Source organism: Achromobacter sp. D7-1 (assembly GCF_059760445.1).
The window spans coordinates 42,934-61,692 of record NZ_JCBAMT010000036.1 but is presented as its reverse complement, the minus strand read 5'-3'; the positions used below and the strand labels follow the sequence as shown (position 1 = coordinate 61,692).

At 65.0% G+C, this 18,759-nt stretch carries 17 protein-coding genes and 1 tRNA gene; 5 read left to right on the top strand and 13 right to left on the bottom strand.

Annotation, left to right across the window (positions count from 1 at the left end; all coding sequences use genetic code 11):
* Window positions 1-44: 44 nt before the first annotated feature.
* The 3 genes from AC6LKD_RS16990 to AC6LKD_RS16980 all read right to left on the bottom strand — a co-directional run bounded on the left by AC6LKD_RS16990 (window position 45) and on the right by AC6LKD_RS16980 (window position 2,919).
* The gene (locus tag AC6LKD_RS16990; RefSeq protein WP_006385706.1) at window positions 45-326 is read right to left on the bottom strand and encodes a peptidylprolyl isomerase; all 282 of its coding nucleotides are present in this window, start codon (window positions 324-326) and stop codon (window positions 45-47) included.
* A 161-nt stretch (window positions 327-487) separates the two neighbouring features.
* The gene (locus AC6LKD_RS16985; RefSeq protein ID WP_498116896.1) at window positions 488-1,933 is read right to left on the bottom strand and encodes a M81 family metallopeptidase; all 1,446 of its coding nucleotides are present in this window, start codon (window positions 1,931-1,933) and stop codon (window positions 488-490) included.
* Between the two features lie 11 nt (window positions 1,934-1,944).
* A complete protein-coding gene (locus AC6LKD_RS16980; protein WP_498116895.1) occupies window positions 1,945-2,919 on the bottom strand; it encodes a tripartite tricarboxylate transporter substrate binding protein in 975 nt (324 codons plus the stop codon).
* Between the two features lie 192 nt (window positions 2,920-3,111).
* Here AC6LKD_RS16980 and AC6LKD_RS16975 point away from each other — a divergent pair, with 192 nt between their 5' ends.
* On the top strand, window positions 3,112-4,032 hold the full coding sequence (locus AC6LKD_RS16975) for a LysR family transcriptional regulator (protein ID WP_013396451.1): 921 nt from the start codon (window positions 3,112-3,114) through the stop codon (window positions 4,030-4,032).
* Between the two features lie 32 nt (window positions 4,033-4,064).
* Here the strand turns inward: AC6LKD_RS16975 and AC6LKD_RS16970 are convergent, their stop codons facing one another.
* Window positions 4,065-5,081: an amino acid ABC transporter substrate-binding protein gene (locus tag AC6LKD_RS16970; RefSeq protein ID WP_013396450.1), complete on the bottom strand. Its 1,017-nt coding sequence runs from the start codon at window positions 5,079-5,081 to the stop codon at window positions 4,065-4,067.
* 140 nt (window positions 5,082-5,221) lie between these two features.
* Here AC6LKD_RS16970 and AC6LKD_RS16965 point away from each other — a divergent pair, with 140 nt between their 5' ends.
* Entirely contained in the window at window positions 5,222-6,346 is a 1,125-nt protein-coding gene (locus AC6LKD_RS16965; RefSeq protein ID WP_013396449.1) for an FUSC family protein, read from the top strand.
* Between the two features lie 7 nt (window positions 6,347-6,353).
* On the opposite strand, the gene AC6LKD_RS16960 is transcribed toward AC6LKD_RS16965, so the two are convergent.
* Genes AC6LKD_RS16960 through AC6LKD_RS16940 form a run of 5 tightly spaced genes read right to left on the bottom strand, consistent with a single transcriptional unit; the run spans window position 6,354 to window position 12,052 of the window.
* Window positions 6,354-7,202, bottom strand: a complete 849-nt coding sequence (locus tag AC6LKD_RS16960) for a DMT family transporter (protein ID WP_013396448.1) — start codon at window positions 7,200-7,202, stop codon at window positions 6,354-6,356.
* Window positions 7,203-7,248: 46 nt separating this feature from the next.
* A complete protein-coding gene (locus AC6LKD_RS16955) occupies window positions 7,249-8,796 on the bottom strand; it encodes a TolC family protein (RefSeq protein ID WP_013396447.1) in 1,548 nt (515 codons plus the stop codon).
* A complete protein-coding gene (locus AC6LKD_RS16950) occupies window positions 8,783-10,741 on the bottom strand; it encodes an FUSC family protein (protein WP_498116894.1) in 1,959 nt (652 codons plus the stop codon). The genes AC6LKD_RS16955 and AC6LKD_RS16950 overlap by 14 nt, the downstream gene beginning before the upstream one ends.
* Window positions 10,722-11,771: a multidrug transporter subunit MdtN gene (gene mdtN, locus AC6LKD_RS16945; RefSeq protein WP_498116893.1), complete on the bottom strand. Its 1,050-nt coding sequence runs from the start codon at window positions 11,769-11,771 to the stop codon at window positions 10,722-10,724. The genes AC6LKD_RS16950 and mdtN overlap by 20 nt, the downstream gene beginning before the upstream one ends.
* A gap of 5 nt (window positions 11,772-11,776) precedes the next feature.
* Window positions 11,777-12,052, bottom strand: coding sequence for a hypothetical protein (locus AC6LKD_RS16940; RefSeq protein WP_013396444.1), 276 nt, complete (start codon window positions 12,050-12,052; stop codon window positions 11,777-11,779).
* A gap of 270 nt (window positions 12,053-12,322) precedes the next feature.
* Between AC6LKD_RS16940 and AC6LKD_RS16935 the strand changes: the two genes are divergently transcribed.
* A complete protein-coding gene (locus AC6LKD_RS16935) occupies window positions 12,323-13,192 on the top strand; it encodes a DUF3800 domain-containing protein (protein WP_498116892.1) in 870 nt (289 codons plus the stop codon).
* Between the two features lie 196 nt (window positions 13,193-13,388).
* On the opposite strand, the gene AC6LKD_RS16930 is transcribed toward AC6LKD_RS16935, so the two are convergent.
* Window positions 13,389-14,297 (bottom strand): LysR family transcriptional regulator, encoded by a 909-nt coding sequence (locus AC6LKD_RS16930; RefSeq protein ID WP_498116891.1) that lies wholly within the window; start codon window positions 14,295-14,297, stop codon window positions 13,389-13,391.
* A gap of 96 nt (window positions 14,298-14,393) precedes the next feature.
* On the opposite strand from AC6LKD_RS16930, the gene gstA reads away from it, so the two are divergent.
* Window positions 14,394-15,008, top strand: a complete 615-nt coding sequence (gene gstA, locus AC6LKD_RS16925) for a glutathione transferase GstA (protein ID WP_498116890.1) — start codon at window positions 14,394-14,396, stop codon at window positions 15,006-15,008.
* Between the two features lie 114 nt (window positions 15,009-15,122).
* Window positions 15,123-16,112 (top strand): tripartite tricarboxylate transporter substrate binding protein, encoded by a 990-nt coding sequence (locus tag AC6LKD_RS16920; protein ID WP_013396440.1) that lies wholly within the window; start codon window positions 15,123-15,125, stop codon window positions 16,110-16,112.
* Window positions 16,113-16,195: 83 nt separating this feature from the next.
* Here the strand turns inward: AC6LKD_RS16920 and AC6LKD_RS16915 are convergent, their stop codons facing one another.
* The 3 genes from AC6LKD_RS16915 to AC6LKD_RS16905 all read right to left on the bottom strand — a co-directional run bounded on the left by AC6LKD_RS16915 (window position 16,196) and on the right by AC6LKD_RS16905 (window position 18,721).
* Entirely contained in the window at window positions 16,196-16,825 is a 630-nt protein-coding gene (locus AC6LKD_RS16915; protein ID WP_013396439.1) for an HAD family hydrolase, read from the bottom strand.
* Between the two features lie 254 nt (window positions 16,826-17,079).
* A tRNA-Leu gene (locus AC6LKD_RS16910) sits at window positions 17,080-17,164 on the bottom strand.
* Between the two features lie 168 nt (window positions 17,165-17,332).
* Window positions 17,333-18,721 carry a uracil-xanthine permease family protein gene (locus AC6LKD_RS16905; RefSeq protein WP_013396438.1) on the bottom strand — a complete coding sequence of 463 codons (1,389 nt, stop codon included), beginning with the start codon at window positions 18,719-18,721 and terminating at the stop codon, window positions 17,333-17,335.
* Window positions 18,722-18,759 lie beyond the last annotated feature (38 nt).

Sequence of the window (18,759 nt, the reverse complement as noted above, 5' to 3'; positions counted from 1 at the left end):
CCAGATTCTCCTGGCGCCGGCCTTTTGGCGTGCAGTGTAGGGACTTAGTCCTTGCGGCTGGTCACTTCAACCAGGTGGTAGCCGAACTGCGTCTTCACCGGGCCCTGGACTTCGCCGACCGGGGCGCTGAACACCACGGTGTCGAATTCCTTGACCATCTGGCCCGGACCAAACGTACCCAGGTTGCCGCCGTCGCGCGAGGACGGGCAGCTCGAGTTTTCCTTGGCCAGCTGAGCGAAGTCGGCACCGTTCTCGATGGCGGTCTTCAGTTCGTTAGCCTTGGCTTCGGTGGAAACGAGGATGTGACGGGCGGAGGCTTGTGCCATTTGGGGGCTCCTTGCGGACTTGAATTGGGGAGGGGGAGAGTAACGCATTCAGCGGACGGGCGCTGGATTGGCTAGGGTAACTCGCCGACGATGAACCGCTGGCGACTGTTGTGTATCCCTTCAATACAACAGGCCCGGATGCAGGTGCACCGCAAATTTTGTCACATATCAATCGGCCACTTTGGCCTTTGGATATGCTCGTACGCCAATCCCCTCAAATCCAACGCCGCCGACCCCGGCGCGTCCGCAAACACGACCTTCCGCGCCACCTTCGAGAACGAAGCCTGGAAGTGCTGCGCCGACTTCACCACGATCAGCGTCTTTTCCTCCAACCGGCATCCCAGCTGGGTGAAAACATCGGTATCCATGGCCTGGGCCCGCACCGTGATCAATACGATCTCGATGCCATCGGCCTCGACCAGCGCCGAATTCCCCACCACTGCTGGCGATCCGGACAACCCCGTCATGACCATGTCCGGCACCAGCGCCTTGACCGTGCACATCAGATCCAGAGGCTCTCCAGACAGCGGGCTGATCTTGCCCCCAATGCGCAAGGGCAAACGCGCGCCCACGCCGGCACTGAAGGCGATGCGGACGGCGATGGGGTCCCACATGGGGCCTATCGCCACATTTCGCACGCCCCTTTCCAGCAGGCGGCGCAACAGGAAGGTTGAGTCGCCGGCACCGCCGCCGCCGGGATTGTCGGCCGCATCGGCAATGACGACGGGCGTTACGCCGTATGCCAGAGCCTGGTCGATGGCTTCGTCCGTTTTGGGATAGACAGGCGTCAGTATCTCGCGCATGCCTATCAGCTCGTCGGCAAGACGCCGAGCAAGCTGTCGGGCCGCCTGGGTGTCACCGTCGGCATAGACCAGCAGTTTGGTCCCCATGTCCGGCACGTCGCCCCAGGCGAAGCTGTGCACTACGGAAATGGAGAGGATGCCGTCGTTGCCCTCCAGCGCGCTAATGCGGTCGATGTAGCCGCGCGCCGGTTCCTGCGGCGTGCGGATGGTGACGACCATCCCGCAGTCAACGACGGCGGCGACGGGCGTGATGCGGCGCTCGACGATGGCCGCGCAGAAGTCCACCAGTTCCAGCGCGCGTTCGCGTATGTCGGTGTGGGGATATTCCTTATACGCGATCAGCATGTCGGCGTTGGCCACCATGGCCTCCGACAGGTGGCAGTGCGGATCCAGTTCCGCGCCCACCACGACTCCGGGGCCGACGATCTTGCGTATCCGCGTCAGCAGGTCGCCTTCGCAGTCTTCATAACCATCGGCCACCATGGCGCCGTGTAGGCCCAGCACCACCATGTCGACGGGCAGGGCCTGCTGCAGGTCGCGCAGCAGTTCATCGCGCAGCGTCTCATAAGCATGACGGGTGGTGATGCCGCCGGGCTGGGCGCCGGCGGCCATGCCTTCGATCACGGTCCAGCCGTGTTGCGCGCCGCGCTGGCGCGCTGCCCACAGGGGTCCGCTGAAGATGGTCATCTCGGGAGGATGGGTGCCGGCGGGGTAATAGCCCCGGTCGGAAAAATCATCCAGCGAGGTGGGCAGCGGAGCGAACGTATTGGTCTCCGTGGACAGCGAACCGGTGAAAACGCGCATGGTACGAGTGCTTAGTCCGCGGTGGCGCCGGATGCCTTGACCACGTCGGCGTACTTGGCGATTTCGGAAGCGACGTGTTGGCGCAGCTCTTCAGTCGTGCCGCCGCCGGGCGTGGCGACCATGCCGGCGAGCTTTTCCTGGATGTCCTTCTCAGCCAGGATCGCGTTGACTTCCTTGTTCAGCTTTTCCACGATGCCCGCGGGCGTGCCGGTAGGCGCGAACAGCGCGTACCAGGACGTCATTTCGTAGCCCTTGACGCTTGCGTCGATGGTGGGGATCTCGGGCGCGAAGGGCTGGACGGCCGCACTGGTGACGCCCAGCGCGCGCAGCTTGCCGCCCTGGATGAGCTGCATGACGGAAGGCGCGGTGTCGAACATCACCTGGATGCGGCCGGCCATCAGGTCGGTGAGGGCGGGCGCGCTGCCCTTGTACTGCACGTGCTCCATTTCCACTCCCGTCATCATCTTGAACAGTTCAGCCGACAGGCGGGTCGACGAGCCTGCGCCGGACGAGGCGAAGAAGATGTTCTTGGGGTTGGCCTTGGCGTAGGTGATGAACTCCTGCACGGTCTTGGCCGGCACGGTGTTATTCACCACCATGATGTTGGGGAAGCGCGTCAACAGCGCCACTGGCGCGAAGTCCTTCTGGAAGTCGAAGGACAGTTCCTTGTATAGCGACACGTTGATGGTGCTGGCGTTCGAGCCCAGCAGGATGGTGTAGCCGTCGTTGGGCGAGCGCGCCACGGTCGCGGCGGCGATGTTGCTGGCGGCGCCGGGGCGGTTCTCGACCACGAAGGTCTGGCCCAGCTTGTCCGACAGGCGGCCGGCGATCAGCCGCGCCACGGCGTCTGACGAGCCGCCAGGCGCGTAGCCGACCACGACCTTGACGGGCTTGTTGGGGTAGGTGGCTTCCGGCGAGGCGAATGCGGCTTGTTGACTGAACACGCTCAGGGTTGCGGCAGCGAGGATCGAAGCGAAGAGTTTCATGCTTTAAGGCTCGAAATGGGCGTTACCTCGCATTGCCGCCGCCGCTGGTTTCCAGCTTGCGGCTCGCAACCGAGCGGATTTGAAAGTACGCGCATTATTCGCAATCGCAGCCCTGTAAATCAATGTAAGCTGAGAGGAAGTTTGTTGCTAAAAAGGCAACGATTTGAAGAAATCGTAGAAAAGGGGACAAGCATGGACGGAGGTTTGAGCGCGCGGCGCCTGCAATACTTCTTCGAGGCGGTGACGACCGGATCGGTGCGCGGCGCCGCCGAGCGCCTAGGCGTGGAGCCGTCCATCGTCAGCCGCCAGATCCAGCTGCTCGAAACGGAGCTGGGCGTGGCGCTGCTGGAGCGCAAGGGCCGCGGCATCGTGCCCACCGATATGGCGGCCATCGTGATGGATCATTGCCGCGACCGGCAGGCCAGCGAGCAGGCCCTGCGCGCCCGGCTGGACGAGGTCAACGGCTTGCAACGCGGCGATATCCAGATCGTCACCAGCGAGGGATTCGTGGATATCCTGATGAGCGGCGTGGTGGACGAATTCTGCCGACAGCATCCCGGCGTGCGGGTATCGCTGAAGGTGGCAGGCGCTTCCGACGCGGTGCGCGCCGTGGTGCACGACGACGCACATATTGGCGTGGTGTTCGGCGCCCCGGCGGACCCCGGCATACGCGTGGTCCATACGCGCAACCATCCGCTGTGCGTGATCGCGTGGCCGGATCATCCGCTGGCGCGGCAACGCAAGCGGCCGACGCTGAAGGACGTGGCGAGTCATCCGATCGCGCTCATGGGGCCGGGGTTCGGTCTGCGCCAGTTGATCGAGATGGCCGAGCTCTCGGAGAACATCGTGCTGTCGCCCAGCTTCATCGCCAACTCGATCGTGACCTTGAAGCGTTATGTGGAAAGCCGCCTGGGCCTGACCTTCACGTCGGCGAATTCGGTGGTGAAGGAAGTCGCCAGAGGCGAACTGGTGGCGCTGCGCACCACCAATCCCATCTTCGAGGCGGCGCAGACGCGGCTGATCGTGCGCGCCAATCGGCCGCTGACCAGTGCGGCAAGAGGGATGCTGGGAAGAATCCAGGCATCGCCGTTGTTCCACGGCGCGAAGCCGTAGCGGGCGATGCCTGGCAAGGTCTTGCTGCGTGCTTAGCGCACCGGCCAGCCGTACATCAAGCCGCCATCGCGGTAAGAGGCGTTCAGGCCGCGCGGCAGCTTCAGCGGGCTGCTGGGGCCGAGGTTCTTCTCAAAGCTTTCGCCGTAGTTGCCGATATTCTTGATGATGTTGTAGGCCCACTTGTCATCCACTCCCAGGTTCTTGCCCATGCCCGGGGTCACGCCCAGCAGGCGCTGCACGTTGGGATTGGTGCTCTTGAGCATTTCATCGACGTTCTTGGAGGTGATGCCGTATTCCTCGGCTTCCAGCATGGCGAACAGAGTCCAGCGGACCACGTTGAACCATTGCTCGTCGCCCTGGCGGACCATGGGGCCCAGCGGCTCCTTGGAGAAGTTCTCCGGCAGGATGTCGTACTTTTCCGGGTTCTCCAGATTGCTGCGCGCCGCGGCCAGTTGCGATTTGTCGCCGGTAAAAGCATCGCAACGGCCCACCGCGAAGGCGCGGATGATCTCGTCCAGGCGTTCCACCACCACGGGCTTGAAGACGATGTTCTGCGAGCGGAACCAGTCGGCCAGGTTCAGTTCGGTGGTGGTGCCGGGCTGCACGCAAACCGTGGCGCCGTCCAGTTCCTTGGCGCTTTTCACGTTCAGGGACTTGTTCACCATGATGCCCTGGCTGTCGTAGTAGTTCACGGCCACGCCGATCAGGCCCAGCGTGGTGTCGCGGGTCAGCGAGAGCGTGGTGTTGCGGGGCAGGACGTCGACTTCGCCGGACTGCAGGGCGGTGAAGCGCTGCAGCGCGCTGACGGCCATGATCTTGGCCTTGGAGGCGTCGCCGAACATGGTGATGGCCAGCGCGCGGCACAGGTCCACGTCCAGGCCGATCCAGCCGCCCTTGCTGTCGTTCACCGAAAAGCCGGCGACGCCGGTGGACACGCCGCATTGGACGAAGCCCTTGCTCTTGACCGCCTCGAAAGTCGCGCCGGCGTGGGCGGTCAAGGACGAAATGAGTAAGGCGGTGCCTGCCGCGGCGAGTTTGAGTGCTTTCATGGATGTCTCTGCGCCGTACGGCGCATTTGTAGCGATCAGCCGAAGGCTGAGGTGCGGCGAATGGTAGCCAGCGGCATAAGGGGGGAGAATCAGGGAATTCCCGTTAAATCCGTCGAGCGGAATTTTCCACAGGCCTGTCCATGAACAAGAACAAAGAACCCTCCGGGCGCGGCCCAGCTGCGTGGCGCGGGTACGCCTGGGCCAAGGCGCGGCTGCTGGGCGTGTGGCGCGAACTGATTCGGGTCAACGCCAGCGATAGGCCCTGGGAGATGCCCCTGGCCGCGGCTCTGTCTTCGGGGCTGCCCTTGCTGGTCGGCGCCTATTTCGGGCGTATGGATTACGGCCTGATGTCCAGCCTGGGCGGCATGGTGTTCCTGAGCCTGCCCAATTCCTCGTTGCAGCACCGCATGATGATGCTGCTGGCTGCGTCCTTCGGCATGGTGGCCTGCTATGCGGTGGGCGCGCTGACGCAGTTCTGGCCCACGGTAATGCTGTTGGCGCTGACCTTTATCGCCATGGTGGTGAACATGGTCTGCCGCTGCTACCGGCTGGGGCCGCCGGGCAGCCTGTTCTACATCATGGCAACCGCGATCGCGGCCTACACGCCGGGGAGCGTGCAGGAAATCCCCACGCGTGTCGGCATGGTGGCCCTGGGTAGTCTGGTCGCATGCCTGGTGGCGTTTGTGTACTCCCTGCACATGACGCGGGTCGCGCCGCCGCCGCCCGAAACCGCGCTGCCCAGGCCTACGTTCGATTTCGTGGTTTACGACTCCGTGATCATCGGCCTGTTCGTGGGCGTGTCCCTGCTGGTGGCCGAGCTGCTGCAATTGCCGCGGCCCTATTGGGTGCCTGTCAGCTGCCTGGCCATCATCCAGGGCGCCACCCTGATGGCAGCCTGGAACCGCCAGCTGCACCGTATCCTGGGTACCGCCGTGGGCCTGTGCGTGGCATGGGCCTTGTTGAGCCTGCCTCTGAACGTATGGACCCTGAGCCTGGTGATGATGGCGCTGTCGTTCGGCATAGAAACGCTGGTGGTGCGCCACTATGCCAGCGCCGTGGTGCTGATTACGCCGCTGACGATCTTTCTGGCTGAGGCGCCGCACCTGGGCCAGGGCTATCCTGCGGCCGTCATCGAGGCGCGCTTCCTGGATACGGTGGTCGGTGCGTTTATCGGCGCCGTGGGTGCCGTGCTGCTGCATAACCAGCGCATCCGGCCGCGCTTGTCGCGCTGGATGCGGGCGGTGCTGCCCAAGCGCGTGAATTGAAGGGCCGTCAAGCCGGCCGCTTTTTAACCAGCACCACCAGCGCGATGCCCAGCAGTATCAGCGCCGAGGCGGCGATCAGGATGCCGGTCACGGGTTCATCCAGGAACAGGGTCCCGCCGAACGCCGTGAGCACCGGCACGCTGAGCTGCACGGTGGCGGCGTGGGTGACTTTCAGGCCCTTGAGCGCCGCGTACCAGAGGACATAGCCCAGGCCCGAGGTCACCGCGCCGGACGCCACGGCGTATGCCACCCCCGCAGCGTCGTAGCCCACGCGCGAGGTCAGGGCATGCAGCAGGAACAGCACCAGGGCGACGGGTGTGGCGCGGATGAAATTTCCTGCCGTTGCCGACGCCGCATCCTTGGCGCCGCGGCCCAGCAATGAATAGGCGCCCCAGGCAATGCCTGCCACGATCATCAGCAAGGCATGCAACAACGGCGGCGCGCTGACGCCGGGCAGCATCAGGATGACCAAGCCGGCCGCCGCCAGGCCTATGCCCAGGCTCTGCGTGATGCTCAGTCTTTCGCCGATGAAGAGCCCGTACAGAATCATGCTGATTTGGATCGACGCGAACAGCAGCAAGGCGCCCGTGCCGGCGGGGATTTGCGTGTAGGCATAGGAGAATGCCAGGGCATAGGCCAGCAACGCAAACGCCCCATGCCAATTGCCTTCCACACGCCCGGCGGGCTTGCGCAGCCGCAACACCAGCCACAGCACCAGCGCGCCGGACCCGATGCGGATGGCGACGAAGGTGGCGGGATCGATCGCGGTCTGCTTGAGCGCGAGGCGGCACAGCAGCGAGTTGCCGGCGAAGGCCAGCATCGAGAGCACGGTCAGCGCGAGGAGGCGGGGCGTCATGGCGTGGGAGCCGGGTGGCGGTGCGATGTCATTGCAGGCCTGTGGTTCAGCGTTCGTCCGGCAGCGCTACCCTGCCGGTCGCGACGGCCAGCACGGTCGCGGCCGAGCGGGCATTGCTCAGGCTGTCGGCATAGGCGTTCTGCGCCGCCAGCATTTGGCTCTGCGCCAGGGTGACGTCGATCAGGGAGCCTATGCCGTGGCGGTAGGAGGCCAGTGCGGCGTCGTAGGTGGTGCGGCCGGCCTTGAGCAATGAGGCGGCAGCCTCGTTCGCGGCGATACCGGAGCGCAGGGCGTTCTGGGCCGCGACGATCTGGCGCGTCGCCTCCTGCTTGGCGCGGCTGAGACGTTCGCCGGCGCTGGCGGCGTCGTTTTGTGCCTGCATCCGGATCGCGGACCGCATGCCGCCGTCATACAAGGGCAGCGTGACGCCCAGGAAGACGTTGGAGCCGGAGCGGTTGCCGTCCAGATTGACGGTCGCGGCCTGTTGGCCCAGGGCGGGCACGGCAGTGATGGAGGAACGGCCGGAGGCGTAGGACGTGGACGCCGACACGAAGACCTTGGGCAGGAAATCCGAGTCGGCGGCGCGGGCCTTGGCCTGTTCGGCCCGCTCCGCCGCGTAGGCGGCGAGCACGTCGGGGCGGCGCACCAGGGCGTCGGCGATGATCTGTTCCACGGGCTGGCTCAGCCCGGGGTTCAGGGGGCGGTCGGCTTGCGCGGCGATGCGGGGCTTGGACAGGGGCGAGATGCCCATGGCGGTGATCAGCCCCAGATACGAGTCCTGTTCGACGCCTTCCGCGACCACGAGCCCAAGCCGGGCCTGTTCGCGGTTCTGCGTGGCCTGGGCCACTTCGACCACGGTGCCTTGTCCTTGCCGGTAGCGCGCGTTCGCGGCATCCAGCAGGGTGTTGGCGTTGATCTGGCCCTGGTGCGCATTCACCGTGCGCGAGCGCGACGCAATGTAGCCGTGGTACGCGACGCTGACTTCCTGGATGACCTGCTGGTGTATGGCGGTGAGCGCGATGTTGCTGGCGATGGAGGCCTGTTCGGCCGCCTGCACGCGGGCCTGCTTGCCGCCGAAATCGAACAGCAGCCATTGCAGCGACAGCACGGAGAGGGTGCCGTGGTTGTTGTTGTCGGCGCTCGATTCACCCAATGGGGTGTCGTTGGCCCAGCGGCCATGATTCCAGCCGGTGATCGCGCTGGCCGCCAACTGCGGCAGGTAGATGCTCTTGGCGATGCCCGCGGCCAGCGCCGTGTTGCGGGCGGTGTTCCAAGCAATGCGAGTGCGCGGGTTGGCGGATTGGGCCAGGTCGATGAGCTCGGGCAGCGAGTACTCGTGGCTGGCGTCGATCTCGGGGCTGGCGGGCAACGCGGCGACGCCGGCGTTGGGCGGCAGCGTATAAGAGGCATCCGGGCGGTCGGCCTGGCCGGGGCCTGGGACGATGGCGCCATCGGCGTTGGTGGACGGATTCCAGGGACGGTCCGGGCGCGGCGGGGCCAAGTCCAGAGACGAGGTGGCACAGCCCGCCAGGTTCAGCAGCAGGGCCAGCCCGAGCAGGCGGGCGGACAGGCGCGGCGTCTCAGGCTGGGGCATGGGCCGTGGATTCCTTGGCAGGGCGGGCAGGTGGGACGGGGGCGGCGCGCGCGGCTCTTGCGTCGATCAACAGCAGTAGCGCCGAAAGCGTCGTGTCGGTCCGCCGGGCGGGGCTGGGTGCCGGCGCGTATACGCCGGGGGAGCCCGCGCGGTTCAGGCGCGCCATCAGCGCGGGGTCGCCCGGGGCGCGACCGGCTGCCAGCGTCAGGGGCGCAGCGATGGCCGACAGTCTGGCCAGGGCATCGCGGCGGGAGTCCCGCCACTGATCGTCTGGTCGCACCCAGGACGGTTCGTGGACGGCCAGGGCGAGGTTCTGTGCGGCTTCGCGCCCAGCAGCCAGGGCCTCGGCTGCCAGGGCGTGGCGCTGATCGCCCGACGTTGCCACCGCATGCCATTGTTCGCGCAGTGCAGCCAGGGCCTGGTCCACGCGGGTGCCGATACTGACCGGCCAGATACGCGTGAAAACCAGGTAGACGACGATATTGCCCAGCAGAATGCCGATAGTGCGGTCGCGTGCGATGGTCAGGTCGAAACCCGGGCCGGGGCCTTGTATGACGCACAGGAAGAACGCGAAGGCGATCTGGAAGCCCGCGTAGGCGATCCGGGGCGGGCCGACCGCGATCCAGGCCGAGACGGCGGAGGCGGCGCCGACCAGCGCCAGCAGCGAGCCGACCGAGTCCATGTGCGGTACGAGGAACACCAGGGCGGCCGTGCCGGTTGCGGCGCCGATGAGGCAACCGACCAGGCGCAGGCGCAGCTTCTGCACGGTTTCTCCGGAGGTACCCAGCGACACGATGTAGCAGGTGATGAAGCAGGTGTGGATGCCGGGCCAGTCCAACAGGGTGTAAAGCAGGTAGCAGAACATGGCGGCGCCGGTGGTCTTCAGGGCATAGGCGATGTGTTCGGGATTGCTGCCGGCGTCGGGCAGGAAGAAACCGCCGCGCTGGGTCGGAGCGGTGGGGATGGCGTCGGGAACGGGTACGGCGTAGCCGGCGATAGCCTGGCACAGTTCGTCGTAGGCGGCCCGGGCGGCGAGAGACAGCGCGGTGGCGGAAGGCAGGTCCAGCTCTACGTCCACGGGATAGCCGCCTTGCTCCAGCATGTCCGCCATCTCGTCCAATGTGCGCGCAAGCGGGTGGGCCAGGGCGGGGGGCAGGCCTGGCCCGGTCTCGTCGCACAGCACGTCGATGGCGCCAAGGATGGCGATGCTGGAGACGGCGGCTTGGCGCAGCGCGGCCGCGTCGGCGCGGCTGGAACTGCCTTCCACGACCGACAGCTTCAGCCAGGTCAGGATCTGCTTGTTGCCTTCGTGCAGGACCCCGTCGAATTCGGAGTCTCCGGGCCCGGATTCGGTCAGGCGTTGAGCGCCTTGCCGCAGCCGGCGCGCCAGGCGGCCGCAGGCGAGGCGGCGCGGAGAAGGGGCGAGCACCACGCTGACGACGATGGCGAGGCTCACGGGAATCGCGACCATGAGCCAGGCATACAGGAGGATGCGCGTGCTGACCTCGCCTATCGGGACGCTGCCCATCATGTCTAGCCCAAAACCCACGATCATTGCCAGGATGGCGCCCACCGGCCGCAGCTTGCTGGCGGACGTCAGGTAGAGCAGGCCGATGGACAGCAGCGTCATGGCCGAGACGCGCAAGACCGGATAGTCGATGCTGGCTTGCGTCACCAGCAGGATCAGGCCTATCACCAGCGTGACCAGCACCAGCAGCGCCGTGGACAGCACGGCGCTGGTCACACGGTCGGGACGCAACAGGAAGAAGACCACGTAAACGGACAGCGCCGCCTCGGGCGTGCCGTAGGCGCTGGCGACCAGCGCGGTCAGCACGCAGATCACCGTCATGCGCAGCGTCATCTCGCCACGTCCGGGAAAAGGCGTCAGCAGCCGGCGTAGCGCGGCGAGACTCAGGGCGTTGGAATCAGCGGCAGGCCGGGCCATGGCGGACCTCGACCACGGCGCTGGCGCCCATGCGCACCAGCGTGGCTGGCGGCTCCTCCAATTGAACCCGGACCGGGAACCGCTGCGCAACGCGGACCCAGTTGACCGAGCGCTGCACCAGCGGCAACGCGTGCGGAATATTGATGCGCTCGCCGTCGAGCACGCCCGCGCCTATGCCCACCACCTTGCCTTGCATCGCCTGCGTGCGGTCGATCATGGAGTACACGGTGGCGCAGTCGCCTTCCGCGATCCGGGCCAGGTCGGTCTCGCGGAAGTTGGCGACCGCGAACCATTCGTCCGCCGCGACCAGCGTGAATAGGGACTGGCTGGGCGCGACCGTCTCGCCGGTCAGCACCGACAGACCCGTCACGTAGCCTTCGTGGGGCGCGCGCACCACCGTATCGTTGAGCGCATGGCGGGCGCGGGCGAGCGCAGCTTCGCGGGCTTGCACCGCGGCCTGGGCCTCGGCTCCGTCGCCGATCGCTTCGGCCGCGGCGGCTTGTTGCTGCCGGGCCTGCTTCAGGGACACTTCGGCGTCGCGCAGCGCGACCTGGGCCTGGTCGTATTGCTGCGTCGGCACGTAGCCCTGCGCCGCCAGCGGCGCCAGCCGTTTCTCCGTGCGTGCGGCCAGGCCATGATTGGCTTGAGCGCGGCGCAGCTGTTCGTCGGCCACGCTGGAATTCGCGCGTTCGACGATCAGCGTCCGGCGCCGGGTCTCCAGCGCCGCGCGGGCCATCGCCAGGTCCGCCTCGGCCTGGTTCACGGTCAGGCGGTAGGGCTCGGGGTCGATCTCGAAGAGCAGCTCGCCCTTGGCGACGCGCTGGTTCTCGCGCACGGGCAGTTTGACGAGGCGTCCGCCGACCGGCGTCGCCACATGGACCACGTCGGCGTCTATCGTGGCATCGTCGGTCGAGGGATAGTTGGAACTGCGATGGTAGGCAAAGGCCAGGGCGAAGATACCCAGCGCGATGATGACCAGGGCAATCAGGCGGCCGATGGCGGGTTGCTTGCGCTTGCCGGCAAGTTTCATCGCGCTTACCTCGTTCCCAGGGCCCAGAACAGCACTGCGACGATCAGGCCGATGGCGCTACAGACGGACAGCTGCAGGGGGATCCGGGCGTTCCACCCGGTGGCGACGAAAATACGATGGGCCGCCAACGCCGCCGCCACGCCGATCAGCGAGGCCAGCAGCCATTTGGGAAAGTACGCCCCGAAGATCACGTAGGGCGCGCCGCTGAGGCTGCATCCCTGCAGGGCCAGCAAGGCCGCCGCAGCGCCCGTGGCTCGAAGTAACGGCGGCTGATTCGGCATGGTGTCTTGGCACGTCGCCTGTGTCGGGGTACTGACGGCGAGAATAGCACCGTCTTGCTGTGCCGTTTAGGGGGTTGTTCCGGCTTGCGGTTGGGCGCGGCGGGTGCCGGCGCATGCTGTGGCTGGTATGACACATTGCCGGACCTCTCGGAGAAAGTGCTCAGGACGGTTCGCCTGGTTTGCGCGGGGTTCTGGCAAACGGCTTCGAAATCGGAGAGTGACGCATTTGTCACTGCGTCAGGATGCGTCCCGCACTGCTTGCGATGGAGAATGGCTTCTCCTCTGCTGCAATGTAAAACCTATGTCCGTGAGTTGGTTCTCTACTGCGACGAGTCCGATATCTCGGGCAAGCACTTTTCGAACTTCTACGGCGGTGCGCTCGTCGAATCGCACCATCTGGACGAGGTCGTTGCGACCTTGGAGGCCAGGAAGGTTGAGCTCAACCTTGGGGCTGAGGTGAAGTGGCAGAAAATCAGCGAAGCTTACGCAGACAAATACATGGCGTTGTTGGATACGGTATTTCTACTGGTCCGCGAGGCAAAGCTGAAGCTGCGCGTCATGTTCACGCAAAATTACTTCGCGGCCAAAAACCTGACCCGCGAACAGCGTGAGAGGGCATTCTTCGTCTTGTATTACCAGTTTGTAAAGCACGCGTTCGGATTGCAGCACTCCGCCAATGGCCCTGGGATAACCCATTTGCGCATTTATTTCGACAAGCTGCCAGATAAGGCGGAAAAGTGTGCGGAGTTCAAGGACTATGTTGCGCGGCTCAACAAAAGCGCCGCTTTCAGAGAGGCAGGGATTCGTATCAGGCGTGACCAGCTTGCCGAAATCGACTCAAAGGAGCATGTGATTCTGCAAGCGCTGGATGTAGTGATGGGCGCTATGCAGTTCCGCCTCAACGACAAGCACTTGGAGAAGCCCGCGGGAGAGCGAGTGCGCGGCAAGAGAACCAGGGCGAAAGAGGCGGTATACAAGTTCGCCAACGCCCAAATACGGGGCATTTATCCGGGATTCAATATTGGGGTTAGCACAGGAGTGCAAGGGAACGCGGTAAACCGTTGGCGCCATGGCTATCGCCATTGGCTATTCATGCCTGCCGAAGTCGAAATCCGGCCGGAATATGCGAAAGGGAAATAGAAAAGCCCCGCGCCAGCTACATAAGTGTCCCAAGTGGAACTTGGGCGTTCGCTGAACGAAGGGCTGAGTGAAATTTACTTCAGCCGCCCGGAATCCGCAATGTGAGGCGTGGGAGGCCGCACCCTGCCTTCCGGGGCGGCGAATCGTACCAGGGCTTGATTTTGTTTGTGCTGCGACCTGCATCGGAACAAAGGCCTCAGCCGGCACGTGCTTTGGCGGCAGCTTTCGCGTTCACACCCAGGGCCGCATGCTGCCACAGCGCCCCGACTGCTGCGGATTGCCGCCCGGCGGTGGAGCGCACCAGTCCGAACTCCCGGCGCGCCGCCGGCGCTAGCGGCAAGGCCCGCAATTGGCGCATGTCCGAGGGCAGGGTGGACTCGGGAACCACCGCAACCCCCATGCCCTCTCGCACCAATGCGCAGGCGCTGGCCCAATCGCGGACCGTGACGCGGATGTCGTTGAGCTCCAGCTCGGCCTTGCGGGCCAGGCTCAGACCATTCACGGCGCAGCCGCCGGTCGCCAGAATGAACGGTTCATCGGCCAGCTCGGCCAGTGTGACACCCCGCGACGATGCGCGGCGGCTGAGCGCATGCGTGCCGGGCAGCAGCGCCATCCAGCGGTCGCGGCCCAGGATCAGGACTTGCCTGTTCGTTGCGGGATTCATCACCACGCCCAGATCGATGGCGCCGCGCGACAGCCATTCCTCGACTTCTTCATCCGTGCCCTCCAAGGCCACCACTTCGATGCCGGGGTGACGCTGCCGGAAGCCGTGCAGGAGGGGCGGCAGCAGCGTCGAGATGACCGAGGGAAAGCTGCCCAGCCGGATGCGGCCCTGGCTCAGTCCCTGGCTGTCGTCGGCCAGTGCGCGGATGGACTCCAGGTGAGACAGCATCGCGCGGGCGTGATCGATGACCTGTTCGCCCAGCGCCGTTACCGCCACTTCCTTGCGGGAACGGGTGAAAACCTGGAGCCCCAGCGACGCTTCCAGCTGCGCAATGGCCTGGCTGGCGCCGGACTGGGTAATGCCCACGCGCTCGGCGGCGCGAGAGATGTTGCCTGTGTCGGCCGTCGCGACCAGCAGGCGCCAATGTCCCAGATTCAACATATTAAGTAGCTGAGCTAATGATGAGGAATTTGAGCATTAATTTTACCTGTGAACCGTGGCGCGAGAGACTGCCCTCTGTTGTTTCCCGGAGATGTCATGAAGCTCTACTACGCCCCGCATACCTGCTCGCTGTCGCCGCACATCGTCTTGCGCGAACTGGAATTGCCCTTCGAACTGGTCAAGGTGAACAACCAGACCAAGCAGACCGCGGACGGCCGCGATTTCCGCACGATCAACCCCAAGGGCTATGTCGCCGCGCTGGAGCTGGACGATGGCGATGTGCTCACTGAAGGACCGGCCATCGTTCAGTACCTGGCCGACCTGCGTCCTGGCATGCAGCTGGCGCCACCCAATGGCACGCGTGAACGCACGCGGCTGCAGGAGTGGCTGAACTTCCTAACCAGCGAGATCCACGCAGGATCGGCGCCCTTGTTTCAATCGGTCTTGCCCGAAGCCGCCAAGGCGCACTTCCGCGAACGGCTCTTCAAGCGCTTCGATTACCTGGACGGCATTCTGGCCGAGAGCGGCTATTTGCTGGGCCAGCAGTTCAGCGTGGCGGATGCCTATCTGTTTACGGTGATGGGGTGGTGCCGGTTCTTCGCGATTGAGTTGGACCGTTGGCCGTTCCTGGCGGCGTATGTCGCGCGTATTGGGGAACGTCCGGCTGTGCTGACAGCGTTGCGGGCAGAAGCGCAGGCCGCCGCGTTTTGAATGAAGCGGCATGAAAGAAAGGCGCAAGACTGCAACTTCACTCGTTAAGTTGTAGTCTTGCGCCTTTCATCACATAACGTGGCCGCGCAGCGGCCGATCAAGGAGGAGAGAAATATGACGATGCTATCCGGCGCCAAACTGGGCAGGGCGGTATTGGGGATGACGCTGGCTGCCGTGGCGTTTGCCGCATCGGTTTCCAATGCGCACGCGGATGACTATCCTACGCAGCCGATCAAGCTGATCGTGCCCTTTGCCGCCGGAGGCGGCAATGACGGGATCGCGCGCCTGCTGGGTCAGTTGCTGTCCGATGGCCTGAAGCAGCCGGTGGTGGTGGAGAACCGCCCCGGCGCGGGCGGCAAGCTGGGCGTGGAGCAGGGCCTGAGGGCTGCGCCCGATGGCTATACCCTGACCTTGATTTCCAATAGCTATTCCGTCAATCCCAGCCTGTACAAGCTGCCGTTCGATCCGGTGGAGGACATGACGCCGATCGGCATGATCGCGCGCGCGCCTTTCTTCGTGTCGGTCAATCCTGGCGTGCCGGCGGACAACCTGGGCGATCTGGTGGCCCTGGCCAAGAAGAAACCGGGCGGGTTGACCTATGCCTCGTCCGGCACCGGCGGGATATCGCATCTGGCGATGGAGGCCTTCCTGAAGACGGCCGGTATCACCATGGTCCACATTCCCTACAAGGGGTCGGCGCCGGCGTTGACTGACACCGTCTCGGGCCAGGTCAACGTGATGCTGACCACGGCGGGCTCGACGCTGCCTTACCGCGAGGACAAGCGCCTGAAGGTGCTGGCAGTGACCTTGCCGCAGCGCGTGTCCTCGGCGCCGGATATCCCCACCGTGCGCGAGGCCGGTGTGCCGTACGACGTGACGGTGTGGTACGGCATCATCGCACCCAAGGGCGTGCCGGCACAAGTGCAGGCCAAGCTCAACGCGGCGATCAATGCGGCGGTTGTCATGCCCGAGATGGCTGATCGCCTCAAGGCCACCGGGGAAGCAGCAGCGCCGGGTAGCCCGCAGGATTTTCGCGATCAGATCGTGAAGGAGATTGCTTTGTGGGGTGAGGTGGTGCGCGAGGCGGGCGTGACTGTTAATTGATTGCCTCTGCCGCTTGGGCCCCGGCCCAGGCGGCAGGGGGGGGCCACACGACAATTTCACCCCGTTGACTCATAGGCTATTCATCAATAGCGAGCAGCCAGGATAGTCAGCACGTCATTCAGCGAATCCACCGATTCACTTGAACGCGTCGCCGTCGCGTGCCTGTCCAAGTGGTACCCATGCATGCCAAATTTCCGAGGCCCGACCATATCGGCTTCAATGGTGTCGCCGATCATAAGTATCTCTTCGGGCTGGCACGCAATACCATCGCAGAGGTATCGGTAGATTTCGGGCTGTGGCTTCACGGCGCCGGCTTCGTATGACCAGGCGCAAAAATCCGGTTGGACGGGCAGCAAATCCAGTACCGGAGGCCCATATGGCGCTGCGAGGTTGGAGCAAAGCGCTATTTTGATTCCTCGATCTTTCAAAGCGGAAAGAGTCGGGGCAGCATCAGCGAATAGCGTGATTGATTGGATTTCTTCAAGCAATTCGGCTTCCAGGGCGCGCATGTTCTCTTCGCTGACCATGCCGCCGAACAAGCTGGCTGTCTGTCTCAGGTCTATCGCATTGCTCATCGCCCGGACGCCGTCGTCGCTCTGGCGCCGGCGGCCCGCCTCATGCAGCAGGCGGACCAGCTTCCGGAACGGGCGGGTGGGCCGTTCTATGCGGACCAATGTTCCAAATACGTCGAATGCTACGGCCTTGATTGCCATCGAACCTCCAGCTTGTCAGAGTAGGCTTGCACTGCGCGGTCGGTGGTCGGAACCAACCGTGTTGCGGGGAAATTCTAGCGGCTGAATTTGGTCCAAGTCCCGCTATCGTCCGCCAGTGTGGGGCGTATACGTTGCACGTATTGGAGAGCGTCCGTTGCGCGTGGAGCGTTGAAATGAACACGTGCGTAGGCCGAGTGCGGCATTTCGCCATGAAAAAAGCCGTTGACGGCGAACGTCAACGGCTTTTTGAATTCTGGTGCCCGGGGCCGGAATCGAACCGGCACGCCTTGCGGCGGGGGATTTTGAGTCCCCTGCGTCTACCAATTTCACCACCCGGGCTAGGAGGTCGCGGACACGTCCAGATGACGGTCGCGGGAGAAGCGAAGACGGCGATTATATGCGGTCTTTCATAAATTGTCAGGCGGCCTTGGGACCGGACCTCTGTCAGGGAGCCGGTCCCACCCGCAGGCGGGGGCCAGAACCAGTTCCCTGAGGAGCCCGGCAGCCTTACCTTTTCTCAGGCAGGAACCAGTTCATCACCAGCGCGCAGATACCGCCGGTGGCCACGCCCGACTCCAGCACGCTCTTCACGGCATGGGGCAGGTGCGACAGGATTTCCGGCACTTGCGACACGCCCAGGCCCAGGGCCAGAGACACGGCGATGATGAGCAGCGCGCGGCGGTCCAGGTGGATGCCGGCCAGGATGTTGATGCCGGACGCGGCGACCGCGCCGAACATGACCATGGCGGCGCCGCCCAGCACGGGTTCGGGCACGGCCTGCAGGATGCCGGCCACGGCCGGGAACAGGCCCAGCAGGATCAGCATGCCGGCGATCCACACGCCGACGTGGCGGCTGGCGATGCCGGTCAGCTGGATCACGCCATTATTCTGCGCGAAGACCGAGCTGGGGAAGGTGTTGAACACGCCGGCCAAGAGCGAGTTCGCGCCGTTGACCAGGACGCCGCCCTTGATGCGCTGCATCCACAGCGGGCCTTCGACGGGCTGCTTGGAGACCTTGCTGGTGGCGGTGACGTCGCCGATGGCTTCCAGCGACGTGACCAGGTAGATGATCAGCATGGGCACGAACAGCGCCCAGGAGAAGCCCAGGCCGAAGTGCAGCGGCGTGGGGATCTGGAACAGGGCGGCTTCGCGGGCGCCGGTGAAGTCCAGGCGGCCCATGTAGGCGGCGGCGATGTAGCCGACGGCCAAGGCCAGCACCAGGGCAGTGCTGCGCACCCACACGACCGGTACGCGGTTCAGCAGGATGATGGTGCCCAGGACCAGGCCGGACAGGGTCAGGTTCTCGGCGCTGGCGAAGGTGCCGTTGCCCATGGCGCTGTAGCCGCCACCCATGCTGATGAGGCCGACCTTGATCAGCGTCAGGCCGATGAGCAGCACCACGATGCCGGTGACCAGCGGGGTGATCAGGCGTTTGACGAAGGGCAGGATGCGGCTGATGCCCATTTCGACGAAGGAGCCGGCGATGACCACGCCGAAGATCGCGGCCATGACGGCTTCGACCGGGGTGCCTTGCTTGACCATGACCGAGCCGCCGGCGATCAGCGGGCCGACGAAGTTGAAGCTGGTGCCCTGCACGATGAGCAGGCCGGCGCCCAGGGGGCCGAAGCGCTTGCACTGGACGTAGGTGGCGATGCCGGAAATGACCAGCGACATGGACACGATCAGGGTGGTGTCGCGGCTGCTGACGCCCAGGGCCTGGCAGATCAGCAGGCCGGGGGTGACGATGGGAACCAGGATGGCCAGCAAGTGCTGCAGGGCGGCGACGAAGGCCACGGGAGGCGCGGGGCGATCGTCGGGACCGTAGACCAGGTCAGGGCTGGGGTCGGCGTCGGATGAGCCGTGGGGGGCGGGTTGGGTCAGGGAGGCGGGTTGCATGGCGGATGGGCCGGCCAGGGTCGGGGTAGGGGAGGAAA